21 protein-coding genes, 1 tRNA gene and 1 pseudogene are annotated in these 21,397 nt (G+C 57.6%); 12 read left to right on the top strand and 11 right to left on the bottom strand.

The window, feature by feature from the left end; all coding sequences use genetic code 11:
- Positions 1 to 388: 388 nt before the first annotated feature.
- Together IB285_RS07680 and IB285_RS07685 are read left to right on the top strand one after the other, a co-directional pair.
- Positions 389 to 862 carry a nuclear transport factor 2 family protein gene (locus tag IB285_RS07680; protein ID WP_190787627.1) on the top strand — a complete coding sequence of 158 codons (474 nt, stop codon included), beginning with the start codon at positions 389 to 391 and terminating at the stop codon, positions 860 to 862.
- 105 nt (positions 863 to 967) lie between these two features.
- A complete protein-coding gene (locus tag IB285_RS07685) occupies positions 968 to 2,494 on the top strand; it encodes an FAD-binding oxidoreductase (protein ID WP_190787628.1) in 1,527 nt (508 codons plus the stop codon).
- Between the two features lie 20 nt (positions 2,495 to 2,514).
- Here IB285_RS07685 and IB285_RS07690 read toward each other — a convergent pair whose 3' ends face one another.
- Positions 2,515 to 3,402 carry a LysR family transcriptional regulator gene (locus tag IB285_RS07690; protein ID WP_190787629.1) on the bottom strand — a complete coding sequence of 296 codons (888 nt, stop codon included), beginning with the start codon at positions 3,400 to 3,402 and terminating at the stop codon, positions 2,515 to 2,517.
- A 135-nt stretch (positions 3,403 to 3,537) separates the two neighbouring features.
- Here IB285_RS07690 and IB285_RS07695 point away from each other — a divergent pair, with 135 nt between their 5' ends.
- The 5 genes from IB285_RS07695 to IB285_RS07715 all read left to right on the top strand — a co-directional run bounded on the left by IB285_RS07695 (position 3,538) and on the right by IB285_RS07715 (position 8,744).
- The gene (locus tag IB285_RS07695) at positions 3,538 to 4,533 is read left to right on the top strand and encodes an alpha/beta fold hydrolase (RefSeq protein WP_190787630.1); all 996 of its coding nucleotides are present in this window, start codon (positions 3,538 to 3,540) and stop codon (positions 4,531 to 4,533) included.
- A gap of 63 nt (positions 4,534 to 4,596) precedes the next feature.
- On the top strand, positions 4,597 to 5,568 hold the full coding sequence (locus IB285_RS07700) for an MBL fold metallo-hydrolase (protein WP_190787631.1): 972 nt from the start codon (positions 4,597 to 4,599) through the stop codon (positions 5,566 to 5,568).
- A gap of 432 nt (positions 5,569 to 6,000) precedes the next feature.
- Complete coding sequence (locus IB285_RS14950) at positions 6,001 to 6,564, top strand: helix-turn-helix domain-containing protein (protein ID WP_199803345.1); 564 nt, start codon at positions 6,001 to 6,003, stop codon at positions 6,562 to 6,564.
- Positions 6,565 to 6,680: 116 nt separating this feature from the next.
- Positions 6,681 to 7,697: an alpha/beta hydrolase gene (locus IB285_RS07710; protein WP_199803346.1), complete on the top strand. Its 1,017-nt coding sequence runs from the start codon at positions 6,681 to 6,683 to the stop codon at positions 7,695 to 7,697.
- A 108-nt stretch (positions 7,698 to 7,805) separates the two neighbouring features.
- Positions 7,806 to 8,744 carry a nuclear transport factor 2 family protein gene (locus IB285_RS07715; protein WP_190787633.1) on the top strand — a complete coding sequence of 313 codons (939 nt, stop codon included), beginning with the start codon at positions 7,806 to 7,808 and terminating at the stop codon, positions 8,742 to 8,744.
- A gap of 207 nt (positions 8,745 to 8,951) precedes the next feature.
- Here IB285_RS07715 and IB285_RS07720 read toward each other — a convergent pair whose 3' ends face one another.
- Both IB285_RS07720 and IB285_RS15180 read right to left on the bottom strand, forming a co-directional pair.
- Positions 8,952 to 9,362 (bottom strand): hypothetical protein, encoded by a 411-nt coding sequence (locus IB285_RS07720; RefSeq protein ID WP_234033091.1) that lies wholly within the window; start codon positions 9,360 to 9,362, stop codon positions 8,952 to 8,954.
- A 15-nt stretch (positions 9,363 to 9,377) separates the two neighbouring features.
- Positions 9,378 to 9,563: pseudogene (locus IB285_RS15180) on the bottom strand (TetR family transcriptional regulator); the annotation flags it as partial.
- Positions 9,564 to 9,629: 66 nt separating this feature from the next.
- Between IB285_RS15180 and IB285_RS07725 the strand changes: the two are divergent.
- Together IB285_RS07725 and IB285_RS07730 are read left to right on the top strand one after the other, a co-directional pair.
- Positions 9,630 to 10,046: a hypothetical protein gene (locus tag IB285_RS07725; RefSeq protein WP_190787635.1), complete on the top strand. Its 417-nt coding sequence runs from the start codon at positions 9,630 to 9,632 to the stop codon at positions 10,044 to 10,046.
- A 45-nt stretch (positions 10,047 to 10,091) separates the two neighbouring features.
- On the top strand, positions 10,092 to 10,754 hold the full coding sequence (locus IB285_RS07730) for a GNAT family N-acetyltransferase (RefSeq protein WP_199803347.1): 663 nt from the start codon (positions 10,092 to 10,094) through the stop codon (positions 10,752 to 10,754).
- A gap of 227 nt (positions 10,755 to 10,981) precedes the next feature.
- Here the strand turns inward: IB285_RS07730 and IB285_RS07735 are convergent.
- The 7 genes from IB285_RS07735 to IB285_RS07765 all read right to left on the bottom strand — a co-directional run bounded on the left by IB285_RS07735 (position 10,982) and on the right by IB285_RS07765 (position 16,309).
- A tRNA-Met gene (locus IB285_RS07735) sits at positions 10,982 to 11,058 on the bottom strand.
- A gap of 126 nt (positions 11,059 to 11,184) precedes the next feature.
- Positions 11,185 to 11,703, bottom strand: a complete 519-nt coding sequence (locus IB285_RS07740) for a 2'-5' RNA ligase family protein (protein WP_190787636.1) — start codon at positions 11,701 to 11,703, stop codon at positions 11,185 to 11,187.
- 7 nt (positions 11,704 to 11,710) lie between these two features.
- The gene (mltG, locus tag IB285_RS07745; protein ID WP_328705870.1) at positions 11,711 to 12,676 is read right to left on the bottom strand and encodes an endolytic transglycosylase MltG; all 966 of its coding nucleotides are present in this window, start codon (positions 12,674 to 12,676) and stop codon (positions 11,711 to 11,713) included.
- Positions 12,677 to 12,680: 4 nt separating this feature from the next.
- On the bottom strand, positions 12,681 to 13,940 hold the full coding sequence (gene fabF / locus IB285_RS07750; RefSeq protein ID WP_190787637.1) for a beta-ketoacyl-ACP synthase II: 1,260 nt from the start codon (positions 13,938 to 13,940) through the stop codon (positions 12,681 to 12,683).
- A 152-nt stretch (positions 13,941 to 14,092) separates the two neighbouring features.
- On the bottom strand, positions 14,093 to 14,329 hold the full coding sequence (locus IB285_RS07755) for an acyl carrier protein (protein ID WP_160779455.1): 237 nt from the start codon (positions 14,327 to 14,329) through the stop codon (positions 14,093 to 14,095).
- A gap of 103 nt (positions 14,330 to 14,432) precedes the next feature.
- Positions 14,433 to 15,230, bottom strand: coding sequence for a hypothetical protein (locus IB285_RS07760; RefSeq protein WP_190787638.1), 798 nt, complete (start codon positions 15,228 to 15,230; stop codon positions 14,433 to 14,435).
- Between the two features lie 56 nt (positions 15,231 to 15,286).
- Positions 15,287 to 16,309, bottom strand: coding sequence for a hypothetical protein (locus tag IB285_RS07765; protein ID WP_190787639.1), 1,023 nt, complete (start codon positions 16,307 to 16,309; stop codon positions 15,287 to 15,289).
- A 234-nt stretch (positions 16,310 to 16,543) separates the two neighbouring features.
- On the opposite strand from IB285_RS07765, the gene IB285_RS07770 reads away from it, so the two are divergent.
- Positions 16,544 to 16,987 carry a ferritin-like domain-containing protein gene (locus IB285_RS07770; protein ID WP_190787640.1) on the top strand — a complete coding sequence of 148 codons (444 nt, stop codon included), beginning with the start codon at positions 16,544 to 16,546 and terminating at the stop codon, positions 16,985 to 16,987.
- A 379-nt stretch (positions 16,988 to 17,366) separates the two neighbouring features.
- The gene (locus IB285_RS07775; RefSeq protein WP_190787641.1) at positions 17,367 to 18,137 is read left to right on the top strand and encodes a CsgG/HfaB family protein; all 771 of its coding nucleotides are present in this window, start codon (positions 17,367 to 17,369) and stop codon (positions 18,135 to 18,137) included.
- A 49-nt stretch (positions 18,138 to 18,186) separates the two neighbouring features.
- On the opposite strand, the gene aspS is transcribed toward IB285_RS07775, so the two are convergent.
- Positions 18,187 to 20,001, bottom strand: coding sequence for an aspartate--tRNA ligase (gene aspS / locus IB285_RS07780; protein WP_190787642.1), 1,815 nt, complete (start codon positions 19,999 to 20,001; stop codon positions 18,187 to 18,189).
- 192 nt (positions 20,002 to 20,193) lie between these two features.
- Between aspS and rnd the strand changes: the two genes are divergently transcribed.
- Entirely contained in the window at positions 20,194 to 21,396 is a 1,203-nt protein-coding gene (gene rnd, locus IB285_RS07785; RefSeq protein WP_190787643.1) for a ribonuclease D, read from the top strand.
- Position 21,397: the final 1 nt, after the last annotated feature.

Below are 21,397 nucleotides of genomic sequence, written 5' to 3' on the forward strand. Positions count from 1 at the left end.
GCTCTCCAATCGGTGGATTTACGAGAAGATGTGTGGCGCCGCGTCCGCTCTGGCGGCGCTCCATCCCGCTCCACCTCTGACCTTTGTGCCTGCGCGAGGCTGAGCCATGTTGATCGCAGCGAACAAATGCGATCCGTGCTTACTGTCCAATCACAGCGCTATCGTTCTTGGATCACACAGAGACTAGGAATAGCAGGACAATGAGTATCTCCTGCGTCGGTCATGAAGGTGGAAAACCGTACACTGTGGCCCGTTCTAAGGGGTGCCTCATTATTTCGATATTCGGAATAGTGCTTTTCAAGATGCTGACATTCATCCGATCCTCGAAGTGAACTAGGTCTTCATCATGAGCCCGTCTTTTTGGGCCAAACGATTAAGGATAGTCGAGATGACCGCAGATACGCGCCCACCTTTGCCGCCATTCACCGCCGAGACTGCTGCGCAAAAAATCCGCCTTGCAGAGGATGGCTGGAACTCGCGCGATCCGGCCAAGGTGGCGCTCGCCTACACGCCGGATAGCCGTTGGCGTAACCGCGCCGAGTTCATTCAGGGGCGCGAGCAGATAGAGCAGTTTCTCACTCGAAAATGGGCGAAGGAGCTAGATTATCGCCTCATCAAGGAACTCTGGGCCCACGATGGCAACCGCATCGCGGTGCGCTACGCATATGAGTATCGCGACGACAGCGGCCACTGGTTTCGGGCCTATGGTAACGAGAACTGGGAATTCGACGCCAATGGGCTGATGGATCAGCGCCATGCCAGCATCAACGAGCATCCGATTCCGGTAGGCGACCGCAGATTCCGCTGGCCACTTGGCCGGCGGCCCGAAGATCATCCGGGCCTGAGCCATTTTGGTTTCTAAGCCGTGAGTACCGCAACTCCCTTTCACCCAGGCGAGATCCGCGCCCAGCAACGCGTGGGTGCAACAGATGTCGCAGAGTGGGCGGCGGACTTCATCCGACCGTACATGCCCGATCAGCACCGTACGTTTTTCTCCGAGCTGCCCTTCTTGGTCGTGTCAGGTGCGGATGCGAATGGGAAGCACTGGGTTACACTGATTGACGGGCCCGAGGGCTTCATCTCTTCGCCCGATGAGCGAACACTGACGGTTCGAACGCAACCCGATGCGCATGACCCACTTGTCGAAACGCTGATGGACGGCGGCGACGTAGGTGTTCTTGGTATTGAATTGGCAACCCGTCGCCGCAATCGAATAAACGGGAGGGTGCTCCCTTCAGATTCGAGCCTGCGCATCAAGGTTGTTCAGAGCTTTGGGAATTGCCCGCAGTATATCCGTGAACGCCGTTGGAGACGTGTGAGCAAAGTTTCGCCGCAGCGTGCAATCCGTTCTAAAACGCTGAGCGAGAGCCAAATCGCGCTTATCCAGTCGGCAGATACAATGTTTATTGGCACCGGACAGCGTCGCCACGGCGAGCATTCATCAAACGGTTTCGACTCCTCACATCGCGGCGGCGAGCCTGGCTTCGTGGCGGTCATAGACAAGGGCCATCTACGTATTCCCGACTACGCAGGTAACAACTTTTTCAACACTATCGGGAACCTCCTTGTAAATCCGAAGATCGGCCTTGTTTTCGTTGACTTCGAAAGCGGCGCGTTGCTCCATGTATCTGGTACAACACAAATCAACTGGGAACCCGAAGACAGCCATGATCCGGGCGCTCGACGAATGATCGAGATGACAATCGACGCGGTTATCGAACGACCGGCTGCACTGTCCCTGCGCTGGTCGGAAGACGACGAGGACCTTCTCCAATTCACCGTCATCGACAAGGTCGAGGAAGCGGCGGGGATCACGTCGTTTCATTTGGCCAGAGCCGATGGATTACCTCTCGAACCCGTCGAAGCTGGTCAGCACCTACCGATTGAGCTGGATATTCCGGGACAACCCGGACCCGTGCGCCGGAGTTATTCTCTGTCGGGCGCGCCCGCCTCGGGATTTTACCGGCTGACCATCAAACGCGAGAGCAAAGGCCTTGCTTCGCGCTATATGCATGATGTGCTGAAAGTGGGCGACCGTATCCGTGCGCGCCGGCCCTCAGGCGATTTCGCAGTCCCCTGCACCAACTGCCCGCTGATACTCGTCAGCGCCGGCGTTGGGCTCACTCCAATGGTGTCCATGCTACATGCCGTTGCGGGCGAAAGCAGTGATCGGCCGGTGTGGTTCGTCCATGGTACTCGCAGCGGATCGACCCACGCCATGCGATCGGAGGTGGCAACTTTGGTCGCTGCAAATAGACAAATCAGCAGCTTGATGGCTTACAGCCGACCTGACAGCCAAGACAGGCAAGGCATAGATTTCGATACAGCCGGCCGGATCAATGCGGCGACGCTGATCGCTCTCAATGCGGGGGACGCGGCACATTACATGATTTGTGGTCCGGGAGCCTTTATCGCGGACCTCCGCTCGGGTCTCGAACAACAGGGCGTGGCTACGGATCGCATTCACTTCGAAACCTTCGGCCCCGCTTCTTAGAGAGGCCATAGCAACCACCTTTAATTCAAGAAGTGATTGGATCGTAGCGCATCGGCAGCGAAGCTCTTGAACGCGCGGACCTTTGCCGAACCCAGGGGCCCTTCCGCGTGGACCAGGTGAATGGGCACTGGTTCTTTTTCCCAGTTCGTGAGGACGGTCCGCAACCCGCTATCGCCCAGTTCCGGGCCAATCTGATAGGACAGGACCCGTGTTAATCCCAAGCCGTGCTTTGCCGCCTCGATCGTGCCTGAGACAGTTGAAAGGCTGAGACGTGGATGCACAGCCACGGTTTTGTTGTCGCGAAAACTCCAATTCTCGATGCGGTACGGCCCGAAGCCAATAATGTCGTGATCCGCTAGCTCTTCCGGGGACATTGGCACGCCGTTCTTCTCGATATAGTCGGGACTGGCACACAGCACCCAACGCACCTTGCCAACCCTCGATGCGATGAGGGCGGAATCTGGCAGATGCCCGATCCGAACGGCGAGATCGATCCCTTCGTCGACAATATTGACGATCCGATCGACGAACAATGCGTCGACCGACACTTCCGGAAACCTCTTTAAGAACTCCGCCACGATCGGCGAAATGTAGTGCTGACCAAACAGGACCGATGCGGTTAGGCGCAACGTGCCTTGAGGCCGTTCGTTCGCCCCGCGCGCCGCGTCGTCGGCCGCTTGGACCGCGGCAAGGATTTTACGCGCGTCAATCAGATAGGCTGTCCCCGCCTCGGTGAGGGTGACGGACCGGGTCGTCCGATGAAACAGCTGCGTGCCGACATGGGCCTCAAGGTCGCCAACCAGTCGCGTGATCGACGGCGGACTGAGAGAAAGTGACCGCGCCGCACCAGATAATGTCCCAGCGTCGGCGACAGCAACGAACGCTGTGAGGGCGCGGAGTTGATCCATGGCCGATGCTCTAGATTATTCCTGAAAACGGAACAAGTTCTTTTACAATGAGCTGATTATCATCGCATGACAACAAAGCTAGTTCCTTTTTCGACAGCAAGAAATCCGCTCCCTAGCCGATCAAAGGAATAAGCCATGAAAAAACACTTCAACAGCTTCGCTCTCCTCGCCTCGGTCGCCGCTACGATGGCGACTGTTGGCGCCGGAACTGCTCTTTTCGCGGCGCCACAAAGCATCGCCCAATCCACATCGCAAAGCGTTGCCTATGGATTTGAGGAGGTCGGCGATACCGAGATATTCTTTCGTGAAGCCGGCGATCCTTCCAATCCGGCGCTGGTTCTGCTCCACGGCTTTCCACACTCCTCGCACCAATACCGTGAGCTCATCCCCCTACTTTCCGAAGATTACTACCTGATTGCGCCTGACTATCCCGGTTTCGGTGCCAGCGACTTCCCATCGCGCGACGAATACGCATACACTTTCGACAATATCGCAGAAACCGTCGACACATTCCTCGAACAGAAAGGCGTCGATGAGTACTCTCTTGTGATCCAGGATTACGGCGCGCCCGTTGGCCTTCGGATTGCGACACAGCACCCTGAACGTGTGCAATCGATCATTACTCAAAACGGCAATCTCTACGAAGCGGGCCTGAATGAAGCGGCGTGGAGCCCGATCATGCAGTTGTGGGAAGAGGGTCGCGGCCAAAACGCTGAGCTTGAGGCGAATATCGCCAAGAACGTTTTCAGCCTTGAAGGTCTGCGCTGGCAATACACGCACGGAACGCGAAACCCCGACGCTATTCTCCCGGACAACTGGATTCTCGACCATGAACGCCTCTCGCGTCCGGGGCAGCACGAGGTGCAGCTCGACCTGTTCTATGACTATCGCAGCAACGTCGCAATGTATCCCGAGTGGCAAGCCTATCTGCGCAATGAGCAGCCGCCCGTGCTCGTCGTCTGGGGAAAGAACGATGCGTTCTTCCCGGCTGCCGGCGCCGAAGCATTCAAGCGCGATGTCGAAGATCTCGACTTCAACCTGCTCGATACCGGGCACTTCGCCCTGGAAGAGGACGCCCAGCTGATTGCCAGAAAAATCCGCGCCTTCCTGACTGCGCGCGGCATCGACTGAACAAGTTTGCGAGGCGGTTTCAGGAGGACGCCGCCTCGCACCCCTTTCCTGAAAGGACGTGTCATGAGATTGCACCAAATCCCGACCCGGCGCTCATTTCTTCGACAAACCGGCGCCGCGGCGATCGCTTCAGCCTTGGTCGGCCTTCCGATCGCGACGGGAAAGAAGCGCATTGCGCTGGATGTCGCCAAGGTTGAATATCAGCTCTACCGCAACGCGACAGCCAGACTTCACTACGCCGGGATGACTTTTCTGCTCGACCCGATGCTGTCCGCGAAGGGAGAACTGCCGTCTTTTGCAGGAATCGCACCCAATCCGACGGTTGAGCTGCCAGCACCTGTGCACGACATCGTGGCGGACATCGATGCGGTCATCGTGAGCCACCTTCACGAAGATCATTTCGACGACGCTGCGGCCAAAATCCTCTCAAAGGACATCCCGCTCATCACACCGCGAAATCGCGCGCCAATAAGCCCTCGTGACCCTGCCAAGACAGTGAGCCACAGCCAGCGACTGAAGGACTATGGTTTCACCGATGTGCGCGAAATCGATGACGAAGACAGCAACTCGACGACATTCAGGGGCGTCACGCTAACCCAAACCTGGGCTCTTCACGGGGAGGGAAAGGTCGGGGAGCTTATGGGCGGCGTGAACGGCATAGTGCTTTCCGCGCCAGGCATGCCCACCATTTATTGGGCCGGTGACACCATCCTCGACGTAGTCGAGATGGATCACATCCTCTCACTATATAAGCCGGACATCGTGATCGCCCACACTGGCGGGCCTGTCGTCGAAGCGCTGTCACCGGAAATCCTGCTCATGGATGCAGCGCAAGGAGCCGAGCTGGTCGAAATGGTTAGTCGCTACAATAAGAACGCGTTTGTGATCGCGGTTCACATGGAGGCTCTCGACCATTGTTTTTCGTCGCGTAAAGACTTCATGGCAGCGGTTGCTAAGGTCGATTCCGATATTCAGAGGCGCGTATTCGCGCCTGCCGATGGTGACGTCATTAACTTCGATTGGCCGCCTGCTTGAACAAGTTGCCAAACAGCGGGCCGACCGCTTTCGACCCAGAGCCCGCCTCCAGATCCCATTAAGATTTGACCGCGTTCCATAATGGAATACTTCAGACACGACAGCTATTGTGCCATGCGAAGATATCAAGACATCTATCCTTCTGCTCCGATACTAATGAGCGACGGCTCAGTTCGGCCGAGTGCGGCCGAGCTGCTTTCGCTCGAGTATTTCGAAGCCGAACCGGCAAGTATGCCGCATGAGGTGTTTTCACAGCATCACATTCTGATCAATCTGAAAGCCGAACCGCACCGAGTTGAGAACTGGCGCGGGGAAGAACACCGGGATTTCACGTTCCGTAAGAATGAAGTCATTGTCACCCCGTCAGGGATCAAGAGTGGATGGCGCTGGCACGAGCACTCACGATGCATCGTAATAACTCTCGATCCGGCCATGCTGGAGGCGTTCACGCAGAATGAGCTCGGAAAGGTGCTCACGCATCAGCAATTGGTCGATACGCCGCAGTTCGAGGATGCCGACCTTACTGCGGCTGCGACTATGCTGTACGAGGCGCTGCGGCAGTCCTCCAGCGGTTCGCAAATCATGTTCGAAAGTCTGGCGCGGATATTTCTTGTCAAACTTGTAGAGCGTTATGGAGATGAACAATCCGAGGAGCTTGCATTCTCGCGCGCTTTTACTCCCGCTCATTACAAACGCGTCCTCGATTTTGTGTCGCAGCGGTTTGGTGATGCAATTTCGATCGAAGACATTGCCCGCGAAGCTGGGCTGTCTGCATCGCATTTCACGCGCCTGTTTAAGAGAACAGTGGGTGATACGCCGCATCAATTCTTGATGCGGTATCGGGTGGAACAGGCTGCCAAAATGCTCGCTGACAAAAGCAAGGCAGCGATCGAAGTCGCGCACGCTTGTGGCTTTTCCGATCAGCCGCATATGTCACGGGTCTTCAAGCAGTATCGGGGCGAAACACCTAGCGCTTGGCAGCGTCGCCACGCCTAAAAGATGCATGCTGGTGCAATAGTCGGAATCTTCAAATCTCAAGCAGGCAACGTCAAGCAATGGCGAATGCGGTCTCGTATCTAGGGTTCATCAGAACGAACCCAAGGAGACCCCTAGTGCTCAATTCCCTCAAGACTATCGCACTGTCGGCTTCAGCCGTCGTCCTCTCTGCTGAAGCCCTTCCGGCGACAACCAATGGAGCGTTTGCCATGTCCAACGAAATTGCCGCCACCAACACTCAGCAAGCGGCATTCACGACGCAGCGCGTGACCTTCCAATCCGCAGGTGAAACCATTGTTGGTACACTTTATGTACCTACGGGTGTCGATGCACAAAACGCAGCGAAGGCCGTGGTGGTTACCGGAGCGTGGACAACCATCAAGGAACAAATGCCTGCACTTTATGCCGAACGTTTGGCACAGAACGGCATGGTCGCTCTTGCCTTCGATTTTCGCACATGGGGTGAGAGCGAAGGTTCGACCCGCAGTCTTGAAAATCCGGAAATGAAGATCACCGATATCGAGGCAGCAGGCCGTTACCTTGCCTCCCGGGCAGAGGTGCGTGAGGTGCATGGACTCGGGATATGCGCCTCTTCAGGATACATGGCCACCGCTGCCGAACGCACTGACATCTTCCGCTCAATCGCTTTGGTAGCGCCTTGGCTGCACAATCAACCGATCGTTGAAGCTGTCTATGGAGGCCAAGATGGCGTCAACGGCCTTCTCGAAACTGCCCGCAATGCAAAGGCGACAGAACGCTCAACTGGCGAGCCTCAGCTGATTACCGCAGGTGGCCCGGAAGGGTCCGACGCTTTGATGGCGCTAGATGGATATTACTCCGATCCAAGCCGTGGAATGATCCCGGAATGGGAAAACACCTTCAATCTTGCCTCTTGGACAGGCTGGTTGAACTTCGATGGCGTGCGTGCAGCGAGCGGCATCAATGAACCGACCTTGATCGTGCATTCTGAGGCCGCCGCGATCCCTGACGGCGCCAAGGAATTCTACGAAAGCCTGACCGCACCCAAGTCGCAAGTTTGGCTCGATGGCGTGACCCAGTTCGACTTTTACGATCAAGCCAACGGCGTTGATCCTGCAATTGAAGCTGTCACCGCTCACTTCGAGCGCAGCTGAGCCTAACCATCTCCATATTTCCCGGTGCCTTTCCCCTCCCGATCGGTACCGGGAAGTCCTCTCCAACAAGGGACCCTCAACATGCTCCTAAAAAAAAGGACTCTCGCCATGGCACTTGCAATCGCTACCGCCACGCCAGCTCTCGCAGAACCTATCCAAACTGAATCTTCCGATGTCGCCGCAGTCGAAACGGTCATCGAAAGTATCGCCAATCTGGCTGACCAGTCTGAATTTGAGACACTCGAGAAGCTATTCGATGATGAAGTTCTGGTCGACTATTCCAGCCTCAATGGCGCGCCAGCCGAGATCAAGAGCCCGCAAGCCTTGATGACAGAATGGGCCAGCGCCCTGCCGGGCTTCGACCGGACCCGCCATGACGTGTCTGGTATCGATGTCGATGTGAATGGGCGGCTTGCGACTGCGACTGCCAATGTCGTCGCGGATCATTGGATCGACGGCCAGCATTGGCAGGTCAGCGGTCGCTACAATTATGCGTTTGAGCTCGACGGTGCGGAAGAGGAAGGTGTCTGGCAGGTTACGTCAATGACTTTGACCGTGACCGGAGAAGAAGGTTCTCGCGACGTCTTTGATCCTGCGGTTGAAGCAGCGAACACAGACCCAGCACCCTATATCCAGCGGCAGCGCACTCGGCAGGCTGTGGTCGATTTCCTAACCGGCCTCGAACAGAACGATATGGCCAAAGTGAACAGGGTCTGGGCTGAAGACGCGGTTCAGGATATGCCATTTGCAACCGAAGGCACGCCCAGTCGGGTAGTCGGTCGTGAAGCACTGATTGAACTCTATTCAGGCTGGCCTGCAAATGCCGCCAATCCGAACTTCACAGATCATCTGGTCATCCATCCACTCAAGGATCCCCAGATGGTCTTCGCCGAGTATCGTGGGCGGGTCGATATTATCCCGACCGGACGCGAGTACAAGCAGACCTATGGCGGCCTGTTCCACGTCAACGCTGACGGCAAGATCACGCTATTTCGCGAATACTACGACCCGAGACCCTTCGGCTATGCCTTTGCTATTGGAGAGTAGGTCAAAGTTTTGATTGCCCCGACCATCTAAAGAGTGTCAGCAGCATCATGTTAGACGATGGACTTCATCTCGAGCAACCTGTCCAAATCCAGCCAGTCCGCTAGCGGCCCACGTTCGCACTTCGTTAATAGGCAGAGAGGGTGGAATGCACTGCCGAATAACGGTTCTGGAAGTGCAAGCCGATTATCTCTTTTAGCCAGACGAGACCTAAGTGTCTCTTGCAAGACCGCTCAAGATGGCCTCGAAACTTCTAAGATAACGAGATGCAGCCTCCGCAAAGTCCTCTTGGACGGCGCAATCGAGCGCTGCGGCCTGGATGGCGGCGAGAACAATGTTCGATAACGGCGCGACAGGCTGCTCCACGATTGCGCCCGCTTCCATCGCTGAAGTCAGGCCGGCAGTCACCAAGCCGCCAAAGTGTGCGGTGTCCAGCTCCCTCCAACGTTCGTAACCGAGAACGCTTGGACCGTCCTGCAAAGTGATACGGGCCGTTGGTGGATCGGCGCATAACTCGAAGTAGCGCTCGGTCGTCAGTGTCATGTTCTCAAGAGGCCCCAGATTCGGCTTTGCACTCGCCGCCACCGCTGCTGCCACATTAGAAGAGACGGTCTCGAACACACATTCGAAGAGTTCCTCTTTGTTGCGAAAGTGATGGTAGACCGCTCCTTTGGCGACATTCGCCCGTGAGGCGATCGCGTCAACGCTCGTCGCTATGAAACCAAGGGTCCCGAAGCTTTCTGTGGCAGCCTGAAGAATGGCCGCTTTTGTCCTTGCCCTTCGCTCCTCTTGGCGCACCAACTTCTTGCTCCCGCTTGACATACCGACTATCGGTCAATAAATACCGACCACTAGTCGGAAATAGATCTTCTCTCAGGATAACTCAATATGGGCTCCGTTGAACTGCTTCTCGGCAAATCCGGGTTTCTCATCTTCACTATCGGGCTCGTAATCGGCGCAGCCATCCCGCGTTTTCGCAACCCGCGCATGGGTCTCTCCGCGCATACGACTGCCGTGCAGACGGGGACCGCCCTGATCGCGTTCGGGCTTTTCTGGCCGCACTTGGAAATTGCAGCATGGGCAGCCATGCCTTTGGCCGTATCGCTCGTCGGATCCTTCAGTGTTCTGATTGTGAGCCTTGTCCTCGCCGCGTCCTTTGGCGCGGGCGAAGCGCTGCCGATCGCTGGAAAAGGGTTCAGTACCACCAAGGCGAAGGAGCGGACCGTTTCCGTCTTAGCGCTTGGAAGCTCGCTTTGGATGCTTCTTGCCTGCTCCTCAGTCTGCTTCTTTTTCCTGTTCTCGTGATCGAACATAGTAAACGCTCTACGAACCTGAGATGGGAAACCTGCGATGTCAGCCGATCAAATAATCATCAGAGACGAAGTATCTGAGGATGTTTCCGCAATACACGAGCTGACGAAGATCGCGTTCGCACCCATGCCGTTTAGCGCGGGCGACGAACAGCACCTCATCGATGCGCTGCGGGCAGATGGAGAATTGCCGGTCTCGCTCGTTGCGGAGCTGAAAGGAGAGATTGTTGGACACATCGCGTTCTCACGCGTGTGGCTAAATGGCAATCCGGGCGATTGGTTCGACCTCGGTCCCGTATCAGTGAAGCCTGACCTACAGTCGCGCGGTATCGGGAGCCAACTGATCAACCACGGGCTGGAGCAGATCAAGCAATTAGGTGCGGAAGGGTGCGTGCTTATTGGGTACCCATCCTACTATGGCCGCTTCGGTTTCCGTCATGATCCCGACCTAACATTTAACGGAAAGGTGAACGCCAATTTCCAGCACATCACCTTTGTCGGCGAAACGCCAAAAGCTAAGGTCACTTTTCGAGCGTGCCTTTCGCAATCGCACGCAACTTCCTCGCTGCGGAAATCCCCACGTCAAGGTAAGCATAAAAACGAAAGCAACTTCTCTTTGCTTCCGAAGCGATACTTCCACCGCCAAAGCTTGCAGCCATTGGTTTTGACAAGTAAAGAAACGTCTACCCGTCCGCGAGTTTAGAGAGATGGTCCCCGACACGCGCATTTCTGAACTAAAGGTCCTGAAAAAAATTGGAGCTATCGCTCCATTTACTAACCCCGTGAGAGTTCCTCCAAACACCCCACACCAAATCCGACTGCACACGAATGTAAGCAAACACAAACGAACAGAGTCCAGCCGCACACGACTGATCCTTTTCACATTTTCGGGTACATACGAAAGTCTGCGCACCTATTCAGATCCACGACTGGTAGCGGAGGAGGGACTTGAACCCCCGACACGCGGATTATGATTCCGCTGCTCTAACCACCTGAGCTACTCCGCCCCAATCGGGGTTCCGGGCCGGTTATGGTGGCCAGGATTCGCAAGGGCTTTGCCCTGCGCGAGCGGCGCATTTAGGGCGCGTCTGCGTGCTGGTCAACCATTCTTGCACACACGCCGTCCTCCAGTGTCATGGTCTGGCTTTTCCGCGGAATGGCATCCTCTTCACAGCCTCCCATGGTCCACCGAGATAGCGGTGGAGTTCCAGCGCAGGAAAGACAAAATCGCGCTCCTCGATCTGAGGTTCGAGCTCGGACTGCAGTGCTTGCGCTTCTTTCCTGGTCACCTTGTTCTGGATAGTAATGTGAGGGCGCGGTTCATGCAGGTCCTGCTCGGTAAGGCTGCCATGGAAGTGGTCAGCAATCATCGCGCGCAAAGAGAGCAGTTCAGGCGATTCCAGTCTGATCGCGGTGCCTTTACCGAGATTCATCAATCCAATAACCCTCGCCTTTGGCGGAGCAAATTCGCGGGCCACTCGCGGAAGGAAATCACAGAGTTCGCCCAGCAGCGAAGGCGCAAAAGCGTGAAACATCGTGACATGCGCGTGCAGATGGTTTCGCTCTGGCGGAAAGTGCTTGCGGCGTAGAGCATCCGCCCAGTTATGCATGTCCGGCGGTAATTTCGCAGTGACGATGAAGGGCTGAGCCATCCGCGCCCTACATCTCGCCTCGCTCGCGGCGAAGCGCGTACCATTTCGCGACGGCTGCATTGTGCCCTGCGAGAGTCTCGTTGAACTCGTGCCCGCCCGTTCCGTCGGCGACCATGTACACATAATCGTGTTTTTCCGGGTTCAGCACGGCAGCGATGCTTTCACGACCGGGATTGGTGATCGGTCCTTCGGGCAAACCGACGCGAGTGTAAGTGTTGTAATCGTTGACGGCGTTGATCTCCGACTGCCGGATACGGCGGCCGAGCGGTTTACCCTTGGTGATAGGATAGATAATCGTTGGGTCCGCTTGCAGCATGATCCCCTGGCGAACCCGGTTCGAATAGAGCCCAGCGACAGTCCTGCGCTCCGATGCGGTCCCGGTTTCCTTTTCGACAATGGATGCGAGGATGACAGCGTCGCACGGATTGTCGACGGCGATGTCGGGCGCGCGCTCGGCCCAAGCTTCGGCAAGATATGCGTCCATCGCAGACTTCATCTGATCGATGATTTCGCTGCGATCCTGGCCCCTTTCGAACGCATAAGTGTCGGGCAGGACCGAACCTTCCTCCGGCACCTCGATCTCGCCGGTCAACAGCTCTTCTTCCATGAGCTTTTCCCAGACCAGAATGGACGGTGTTCCCTCTGGAATGGTGACGAACCGGCGGATGACGTCGCCGTTCTGAAAAGCGGCAAGAATGTCGCCCTGGTCCATATCGGGCGTCAGCGCGAACTCACCCGCCTGTATCGGCTCGCTGGAGCCAAACAGACGCGCACGCAGCAGAAAGCCGTCTCCTGAAGAGATTAGCCCTTCTTCTTCGAGCTTGTATGCGACGCTGCCGAGCGACGATCCGGCAGGGATAATGAATGGCGACTCTTCTTCGATCGTCGCTTCGCCTAGATACGAGCCCGCAAGGATCAATCCTACCGCCGCCAGCATGAACAGGCTCACGACGAAAAGGCCGAGGCGTTTCACCGGATCAATCGACCTTCTGCATGATCAGCGAGGCATTGGTGCCGCCGAAACCGAAGCTGTTGTTGAGCACCGCGCGCACTTCGCGCTTTTTCGCCTTAAGCGGGACGAGGTCGATACCTTCGGTGCCATCGTCCGGATTATGCAGGTTGAGTGTCGGCGGGACGACACCGTCGCGCATGGTGAGGATGCAGAACACGGCCTCCACTGCGCCCGCCCCGCCTAGCAGATGCCCGATAGCCGATTTGGTGGAGCTCATCGAAGCGCCGCTCAGATCGTCGCCGAGCACGCGCTTTACGGCAGCAAGCTCGATCGTGTCCGCCATCGTGCTGGTTCCGTGCGCGTTGACGTAGTCGATGTCGCCCGGCCCCAGCCCTGCTTTCTTTAGAGCCATCCGCATGGCTAGCTCAGCACCCTTGCCTTCCGGATGAGGTGCAGTGACGTGGTAGGCATCGCCCGACAGGCCATAGCCGGTGACTTCGGCGTAGATGGTCGCGCCGCGCGCTTTCGCCCGCTCGTATTCTTCGAGCACGACCACGCCTGCACCCTCGCCCATGACAAAGCCTTCGCGATCCTTGTCGTATGGGCGGCTCGCCTCGGTTGGGCGATCGTTATAGCTGGTGTTGAGAGCCCGCGCCTGCGCGAAGCCTGCGATGCCGAGCGGATTCACGGTGCTTTCCGCGCCACCTGCAAGCATGACGTCGGCATCGTCCATCGCGATCATGCGCGCGGCATCGCCAATCGAATGTGCGCCTGTCGAACACGCCGTCACAACGGCATGGTTCGGGCCCATGAAGCCGTATTTGATCTGCACCTGACCGGTGACGAGATTGATCAGGCGGCCATGCACAAAATGCGGGCTGACCCTGCCTGGGCCGCGCTCATGCAGATTGACGCTCTCGATTTCGATGCCGGGAAGTCCGCCGATCCCTGCGCCGATCGAACAGCCGGTGCGCTCTTTCTCGGCGTCGGTCATTTCGGTCAGGCCGGCATCTTCAAGCGCCTGCCCCGCGGCATCGATGCCGTAAACGATGAAAGGATCGACTTGCCGCTGAACCTTGTGATCGACGCGCTTGTCAGGATCGAAGCCCCACGGGTGATCCTTGCCCTTCACCTCGCACGCGATCGTCGCCTTCTGGCCCTCCGGATCGAAGCGCGTGATCGGCCCGGCCCCGCTTTCGCCCGCGATGAGGTTTTTCCAGCTCGTTTCGACATCACCGCCAAGCGGGGTCACAAGACCTAGTCCGGTTACGACAACACGGCGCATTAAAATCTCCAATTGCATCCGGGCCAAGAGCCATTCGGCGCATGCTGCGGCAGCTTCACGCTGCCCTGAAACACTACAGGCCCGGAGCCCTTGTTCAAAAGGGCACGGGCCTGTCGGTCAGAAGCCCGCCGATGCGGGCGTTCTGAGGGCGATTAGCCCTTGTGTTCTTCGATATATTTGGTGGCATCGCCGACCGTGCTGATCTTCTCAGCCGCATCGTCGGGGATTTCGACGCCGAACTCTTCTTCAAACGCCATCACCAGCTCGACGATGTCGAGGCTGTCTGCGCCCAGATCGTCGATGAAGCTTGCTTCCTGAGTTACCTTATCGCCTTCAACACCCAGGTGCTCGACAACAATTTTCTGCACGCGGTCGGCAGTATCGCTCATGTGTGTCCCTCTTGTATTGGGGTTAGAATTTCAAAAAGTGCCCTAAAGGCCGGTTCGATAGAGCGCAAGTGCAGAACGCAAATGCCCCCGTTTCCCGCGTTTTCTAACCGAACAGCGGACGAGCCGAAGTCAGCTCGACATCGCTGCGCAGCATCAAAGCGCGCTCGATCATGTATTTATGCCATGCGCCGAAGATCACAAGGGCTTTGAGCCCTTGCCCACTTATCGTGTCCAGCGTTTGCTCGATCAGATCGGTATGCGCGCGGTTGATGCGGGTCCAGCCGCCCGGGCCGAGATCGGGGTCGAAATAGATCTGGTAAGGTGTTTGCGCACTCTGAACGATAACATCGTATTCGGGCGTGTGGATGAAGCGCGGATCCTGCCCGCGCCCGTCCAGCGCCTCGGAATATTGCGCCCTCGCCGTCTGATGTTCCGCCCATTGCGAGGCTCTGGCTGGATCATCCTCTATCCGTTTGAGCGCAGCGGCGCGGTCATCAGCGATTTTCTGTGTCCAGCCCGCAGTTCCAGCGATCGAATAATCCAGTTCGACCGAAAGCGGAAAGGCGACATCGGTGAGTTCCGGGAAGACACGTGTGCGCGGCTCGGTGACTTCGCCAGTCTCCGCAAAGCTGGTGCGGGCGGCCTTAATTCGATCAGGGCAAATTTCGCTCAAGACAATGTCGGGATCGAAGCGTCTTACCGCCTCCCGCAGCACATCGAGCGAATAGAGCTCACTGGTGCGGTGCGTGCCGTGGATTGCCCCAATGACCGAAACTTTCGTCAGATCATCTGGAGAAGACGAGCTCTCCGGTGCGCAACTGGCCAGCGTCTGGGACGCGGCACCGGCACCGGAAGCTGCTGCAAGGCTCCCGAGCATGGCGGTTCGACGGGTGGTTCGCATGTCTTCTCATCGCCTCTTTGCCGCTGTCAGGTTGCGACCGTGCGACGACAGGCTTTCTATATCAAGCCCTTGGCTGCGAGCTGCGCCTCTCCGCGTTCCCGACTTTCCACGCGCTTGAGACCGGCCTTCGGATAGTTCTTGTCGGGTTCGGTCGCTAGCGCCCGCTCGTAATATGTTGTCGCCCGGTCCAGTTCACCCTCGCTCTCATGGCACAGCCCGATGTTAAATAGGACCGAGACGTGTTCCGGATTTGAAGCTTCGAGCTCGCGAAATTTGATGCACGCGCCAAAAGGATCGTTTTTGGTAAGGCGCAGCGCCTCCTTGAAGGTTCGCCGGTCCTGCTTGGTCAGTCCTTTGCGCCGTTCGAGCAAGCGTGGATCGGACTTCCTGAACGCTGGCAAAAGATCGCTCTGCACCGCATCAATATATCTGGCGGCAAGGGCGCCAATCATTGCGTCAGGATCAGGCGCAGCGTGATCATCTTCGCAATACGTTTGAGAGCTCTCGAGATCCGCATCGTCGTGATAAAGACGGCTGCCATCGGCGGCGACCATCGTCACACTTGCACGGTAGTGGACTGTGATCTGCCGGCACGGTATTTCTATTTCCTCGTGCTCTACGCATTCGTCATCCTCGTCCCGGAGCACGCACTCCTTGCGGATCTTTGGCGACGTGGAGTAATCGGATATGCTGCTATGGGCTGCGCCGCGCAGGACCGCGTCGGGGCCGCTGTCTGAGCCAGCAACCTCAATATACCGCTGCTCCGCTTCGTCTTCGGTTGCGGGATCGACCACGAATATCCGCTCCCTTTGCGCGAGCGCGGCAGGGATAACTTGGAAGTAAGGCTCGTCCGCCACGACCGGTTGGCTCAATAGATCGGTTATACTCGCCTGTAATCCGTAGCCCCAGTCGCCGCCGAATGGCTCGGTAGCAAGAATGTCGATTTCCGCCGGGACATCCGCACGGGCGGCATAAAAGCCTTCTACCGGCAGTGTCTCCGCCAGCGCCGTGCTGGAGGCGCCCACCGCGCATATTGCAGCAAGGAAAATGCGCAAAGGCGCAGATGCAGAAGAAGACATTCTCGAACCCCCCGATTGATTTGGAGGAGCCTGTTGCAGCGTCGCTTTATGCCTCGTGAATGTACCTTTCATCGACTGGAAACGCACTGCCCAGCCCGCGCATAAACAGCTCATCGCAGCTGATTAACGTCTCGGCGAAGGCTCGGAACGATCTATGCCCTCAGCCCGTTAAGTCATTGAAACCGCAATGCAAAAGGCTTGCGGATCATGAAGCTAAAACAATCAAGGAGATCCATGACTAATACAGTCGACATTCTGAAGAACCTTACACAAACCACTTTTGATTCCGTCGAAGGCTATCGCAAGGCCGGCGACAAGGCCGAAAGTCCGGCACTGACCCAGGCACTGGAGCGCCGCGCAAGCGAACGTTCGAAGACGCTGGACACGTTGAACCAGGCGCTGACCTCGCGCGGTGAAGACCCCATTACATCGCCGAGTACGATGAGCCAGATGCACCAGACATGGCTGTCGATTACCGACTCGTTCTCGAACGGGAACGAAGCAGCGGCAGAACGTGTCGAAGAAGGCGAAGATTATCTCGTCGAACAGTTCCGCGATGTCCTTGAAGACGACAGCAACGAACTCGACAGTTCGACCAGGATGCTGATCCAATCGGCATACCGCGAAGTACGCGAAGGCGAACGTTTTACCGACATGCTCGAGAAGCAATACGCGTAACCGCATCAGGATAGGACGCGTGGATGAGCGTCCTTAGGGTGTCGAGCGCCGCAGCCTTGCGCTGCGCCGCGCTCCGCCCGAACCAACATCGGTTTTGGCGTTGAGCGCGCCACGTATTGGGGAGCGCTGATTTTCAGCGACTTGCGCTGCTCCGCCAAGACTTTTCCATCCAGAAACGAAAGCGCCCGGCCTCACGGTCGGGCGTTTTTGCGTGTTACCTACCGATTGATCGTGCCGCAATACACGCCCCAGCCTCGGGGAATCGCCACGAAGTGTAATTTCGCACCAGCTGTGCTAAGCGGGATTCGGGAACGCATTCTTGCTGGGTATTCAAAACATTGGGCCCGCGTCACTCTCATGTTGAACGGGAGCAAGATGCATGTTGAAGACTTCTCTAGCCACCACTTTTGCCGCGACTTTGGCAATCCTCGTAGCGGCGCCTGCTTCTGCACAGGATCGATCCTCCGGTCGTCAGGATCAGGAGCGGGGCACCGCTGAAATTCCGCAATGTTCACGCAATCTCGGCACGATCGCAATCGTTGAGCCTGACAACCAATGGTGGCGGGAACTGAGCCTCGGCAGCCCCGAGGCAATTATGCGCATATTCGTCCAACGATCAGGCTGCTTCACTCTGGTAAATCGTGGCCGCTCGATGCGCAGCCGCGCCATGGAGCGCGCACTCGCCGATCAGGGCGAGCTGCAAGATGGCTCGAACCTGGGCCGCGGGCAGGTGAAGGCGGCCGACTACTTCCTGCAGCCCGATATTGTGACGACAAATTCGGATAGCGGCGGAGGCGGCGTCGGCGCTTTGGTTGGCGGCTTGCTGGGGCGCAGGGTGCTCGGCGGACTTGCCGGCGGCATCAACGTCAAAAAGAAAGAGGCGAACGTCACGCTGTCGGTCGTGAACGCACGCACGACGGTTGAGGAGGCTCTTGTCGAGGGCTACGCGCGCAAGAGGGATTTGCGCTTCCGCGGGGGCGGTGGCGGCGGTTGGTGGACCGGCTTTGGCGCAGTGGGCGCGAGCGGATACCAGAACACCGAGATCGGTCAGGTTATCGTGCTGGCTTACCTCGATGCCTATTCGAAGCTCGTTTACGATCTGGGCGGTCTACCCGATGATGCCGCAGCAGCCGCCCCCGAAGCGAGGTAGCGGGCCTTTGAACGGCGGGAGATGCAGTTAGCGCCTCCCGCCCGCTCAATCAGCTTTCGCTTTCGCCGGCCTGATCTTTTGGGGCTTGCTTCTGCGGCGGTTCGATCGTCCGCAGGAACAGTTCGCGCAGCTGCGATGGCTCTGCCTTGGACGGCGCGCTCATCATCAGGTCTTCGCCCTTCTGGTTCATCGGGAAGGCGATTACCTCGCGGATTGCTTCCTCTCCGGCGAGCAGCATGACAATACGATCGATACCCGGAGCGGAGCCGCCATGCGGTGGCGCACCGAGCTTGAACGCTTCGATCATCCCGGAAAACTCGCGGTCGACAGTTGCCTTGTCGTAGCCCGCGATTTCGAAAGCCTTGTACATGATATCCGGGCGGTGGTTCCGGATTGCGCCGGATGACAGCTCATAGCCGTTGCAGACGATGTCGTACTGCCACGCCTTGATTTCGAGCGGGTCCATGTTCTCGAGCGCATCCATCTCGCCCTGCGGCATCGAGAACGGGTTGTGAGAGAAATCGACCTTTTTGAGGTCCTCGTCCCACTCATACATCGGGAAATCGACGATCCAGCAGAACTTGAAGCAGTTCTCTTCGATGAGGCCGAGCTGCTCGCCCACCTGTGTGCGGGCGGCACCGGCGAGCTTTGCTGCATCTTTCTCCTTGCCAGCAGCGAAGAACAGCCCGTCGTCCGGACCCAGGCCGAGCTCATTGTAAAGCTCTTCCATCCGCTCCGGGCCGTGGTTCTTGGCGATCGGCCCGCCAAATTCGCCGCCCTTGCGCGTGACATAGCCGAGCCCTGCAAAACCCTCGCTTCGCGCCCAATTGTTCATGTCATCGAAGAACTTGCGGCTCTTTTCGTTCGTTTTGGGGGCCGGGACCACACGGACCACGCCGCCACCGCCCACGATCTTTTCGAACAGGCCGAACCCGGATTTCTCGAAATGCGACGTCACATCGCTGATGATCAGCGGGTTGCGTAGATCAGGCTTGTCCGTGCCGTATTTCATCATCGCTTCGGCGTAGGGTATGCGCGGGAAACTGCCCGACGGAGTAACGCTGTATCCACCCGAAAATTCCTCGAAGGTCCCGGCGAGCACTGGCTCGAGCGCCTGGAAAACGTCTTCCTGCGTCACGAAGCTCATTTCGAAATCGAGCTGGTAGAATTCGAGGCTGCGATCGGCGCGCAAGTCCTCGTCGCGAAAGCAAGGCGCGATCTGGAAATAACGGTCGAAGCCTGAGACCATCAGCATTTGCTTGAACATCTGCGGCGCCTGCGGGAGCGCGTAAAAATTGCCCGGATGCATCCGGCTCGGCACGAGGAAGTCGCGCGCGCCCTCCGGAGAAGATGCCGTCAGGATCGGAGTCTGAAACTCGGTGAAGCCCTGATCGATCATGCGCTGGCGCAGCGATGTGATGACCTTGCTGCGCAGCATAATGTTGCGATGCATGGTTTCGCGCCTGAGATCGAGGAAACGGTATTTGAGGCGGATTTCCTCCGGATATTCCTGCTCGCCCGCCACCGGCATCGGAAGTTCTTCCGCAGCACTCTGCACCGTGATCTCGCGAGCGAACACCTCGATTTCGCCGGTCGGCAAATCCTTGTTCACTGTCTCCGCGGTGCGCGCTTTCACATCGCCATCGATGGTGACGACCGATTCGTTGCGCAGCTTTTCGAGCACCGGGAGCGCAGGCGAATCCTCATCCGCCACGATCTGCGTGATGCCGTAATGATCGCGCAGATCGACAAATAGAACACCGCCATGGTCGCGTTTCCGGTGGATCCAGCCCGACAAGCGGACGGTTTCACCGACATTCTGAGCGGAAAGCTGTGCGCAAGTGTGCGTACGATAGGCGTGCATCTAAACTCTTGTCCTGTTTGAGCGTATGGCGCTAAAGGCGCGCCAGCATTTTGCGGGCTTTCGAAAGCCTCGCGGATATGGGCGCGCTAACAGGGCATGACCCGCACTTTGTCAAGACGCCAAGGTGCAGCATAGCAAGCCTCTGGGAAACTACCCGAGAGCGGTACTCCGCTCAAAACGACAAGAAGACAAATGAAAATACACGACCTGATAACCACCACCGAAGCTCTCACGGATTTGTGCGAGCGCCTTTCCCAATCAGAATTCGTCGCCGTTGATACCGAGTTCATGCGCGAAAATACCTATTGGCCGGAGCTCTGCCTGGTGCAGATCGCCAATAGTGAAGAGGCGGCGGCAATCGATCCGCTCGCCGAAGGTATCGACCTTGCGCCGCTGCTCGATCTGATGTGCGAAAACGAAGATGTGCTCAAGGTCTTCCATGCCGGTGGTCAGGACGTCGAAATAATCGTCAACCTGACGGGCAAGACCCCTTTCCCCATTTTCGATACCCAGATTGCGATGATGGCAATCAGCCAGTCCGAGCAGATCGGCTATGCAAACCTCGTCGACACCTGGCTCAACATCACGATCGACAAGGGTGCGCGGTTCACCGATTGGAGCCGCCGTCCGTTGACGGATCGTCAAATCGAATATGCCATTGGCGATGTGACGCACCTGTCCAAGATCTTCCCGAAAATCCTGGGCAAGCTGATCAAGACCGATCGCGGCAATTGGCTGAATGCCGAAATGGAAAAGCTTGCCGATGCGAGCAACTACATCGTCAACCCGGATGCCTCGTGGAAGCGCATCCGCTCGCAAGGGCGCAATCCGCAAGTCCTCGGCCGATTGAAGGCGCTGGCCGCGTGGCGCGAAGGCGAAGCACAGCACAAGAACATCCCGCGCGGTCGGATCATGCGCGATGAGACGCTGGCCGACATCGCGAGCCATCCGCCGAAAAAGCAGGCAGACTTGGCAAAGGTACGCGGGCTTTCTGCCGCCTGGCGCGACAACGACATCGGCAAACGACTGATGCGTGTGATTGCGGACGCCGATCCGCTGCCGAAGGACGAGATGCCCGCCAAGATGAAGCGCGGCGCGCCGCTGGGTAAAGAGGGCGCGCTTGTTGCCGACCTCCTGAAGCTTCTCCTGAAAATCCGCGCGCGCGAGATCGACGTTGCACCCCGCTTGCTGACCCGCGCCGATGAGATGGAAGCGCTCGCCGCAGGGGTCCGTGATTTGAAGGTGCTCGAAGGCTGGCGCTACGACGTCTTCGGCAAGGATGCGCTGCAGCTCGTGGAAGGCAAGCTTGGATTTGCTGTGCAAGGCGGCCGGCTGAAGATGACCCATATCGACGACATGCAGGCCAGCATGGAAGAAGCGCTGGCGGCCGACTGAG

Origin of the sequence: Erythrobacter rubeus (assembly GCF_014705715.1) — a bacterium.
Lineage (GTDB): Bacteria > Pseudomonadota > Alphaproteobacteria > Sphingomonadales > Sphingomonadaceae > Erythrobacter > Erythrobacter rubeus.

Bases quoted from the DNA above. Each gene is read 5' to 3' on its own strand.
- IB285_RS07680 (WP_190787627.1), top strand. From the start codon at position 389: ATGACCGCAGATACGCGCCCACCTTTGCCGCCATTCACCGCCGAGACT.
- IB285_RS07685 (WP_190787628.1), top strand. From the start codon at position 968: ATGCCCGATCAGCACCGTACGTTTTTCTCCGAGCTGCCCTTCTTGGTC.
- IB285_RS07690 (WP_190787629.1), bottom strand. From the start codon at position 3,402: ATGGATCAACTCCGCGCCCTCACAGCGTTCGTTGCTGTCGCCGACGCT.
- IB285_RS07695 (WP_190787630.1), top strand. From the start codon at position 3,538: ATGAAAAAACACTTCAACAGCTTCGCTCTCCTCGCCTCGGTCGCCGCT.
- IB285_RS07700 (WP_190787631.1), top strand. From the start codon at position 4,597: ATGAGATTGCACCAAATCCCGACCCGGCGCTCATTTCTTCGACAAACC.
- IB285_RS14950 (WP_199803345.1), top strand. From the start codon at position 6,001: ATGCTGGAGGCGTTCACGCAGAATGAGCTCGGAAAGGTGCTCACGCAT.
- IB285_RS07715 (WP_190787633.1), top strand. From the start codon at position 7,806: ATGGCACTTGCAATCGCTACCGCCACGCCAGCTCTCGCAGAACCTATC.
- IB285_RS07725 (WP_190787635.1), top strand. From the start codon at position 9,630: ATGGGCTCCGTTGAACTGCTTCTCGGCAAATCCGGGTTTCTCATCTTC.
- IB285_RS07730 (WP_199803347.1), top strand. From the start codon at position 10,092: ATGTCAGCCGATCAAATAATCATCAGAGACGAAGTATCTGAGGATGTT.
- IB285_RS07740 (WP_190787636.1), bottom strand. From the start codon at position 11,703: ATGGCTCAGCCCTTCATCGTCACTGCGAAATTACCGCCGGACATGCAT.
- fabF (WP_190787637.1), bottom strand. From the start codon at position 13,940: ATGCGCCGTGTTGTCGTAACCGGACTAGGTCTTGTGACCCCGCTTGGC.
- IB285_RS07755 (WP_160779455.1), bottom strand. From the start codon at position 14,329: ATGAGCGATACTGCCGACCGCGTGCAGAAAATTGTTGTCGAGCACCTG.
- IB285_RS07760 (WP_190787638.1), bottom strand. From the start codon at position 15,230: ATGCGAACCACCCGTCGAACCGCCATGCTCGGGAGCCTTGCAGCAGCT.
- IB285_RS07765 (WP_190787639.1), bottom strand. From the start codon at position 16,309: ATGTCTTCTTCTGCATCTGCGCCTTTGCGCATTTTCCTTGCTGCAATA.
- IB285_RS07770 (WP_190787640.1), top strand. From the start codon at position 16,544: ATGACTAATACAGTCGACATTCTGAAGAACCTTACACAAACCACTTTT.
- IB285_RS07775 (WP_190787641.1), top strand. From the start codon at position 17,367: ATGTTGAAGACTTCTCTAGCCACCACTTTTGCCGCGACTTTGGCAATC.
- aspS (WP_190787642.1), bottom strand. From the start codon at position 20,001: ATGCACGCCTATCGTACGCACACTTGCGCACAGCTTTCCGCTCAGAAT.
- rnd (WP_190787643.1), top strand. From the start codon at position 20,194: ATGAAAATACACGACCTGATAACCACCACCGAAGCTCTCACGGATTTG.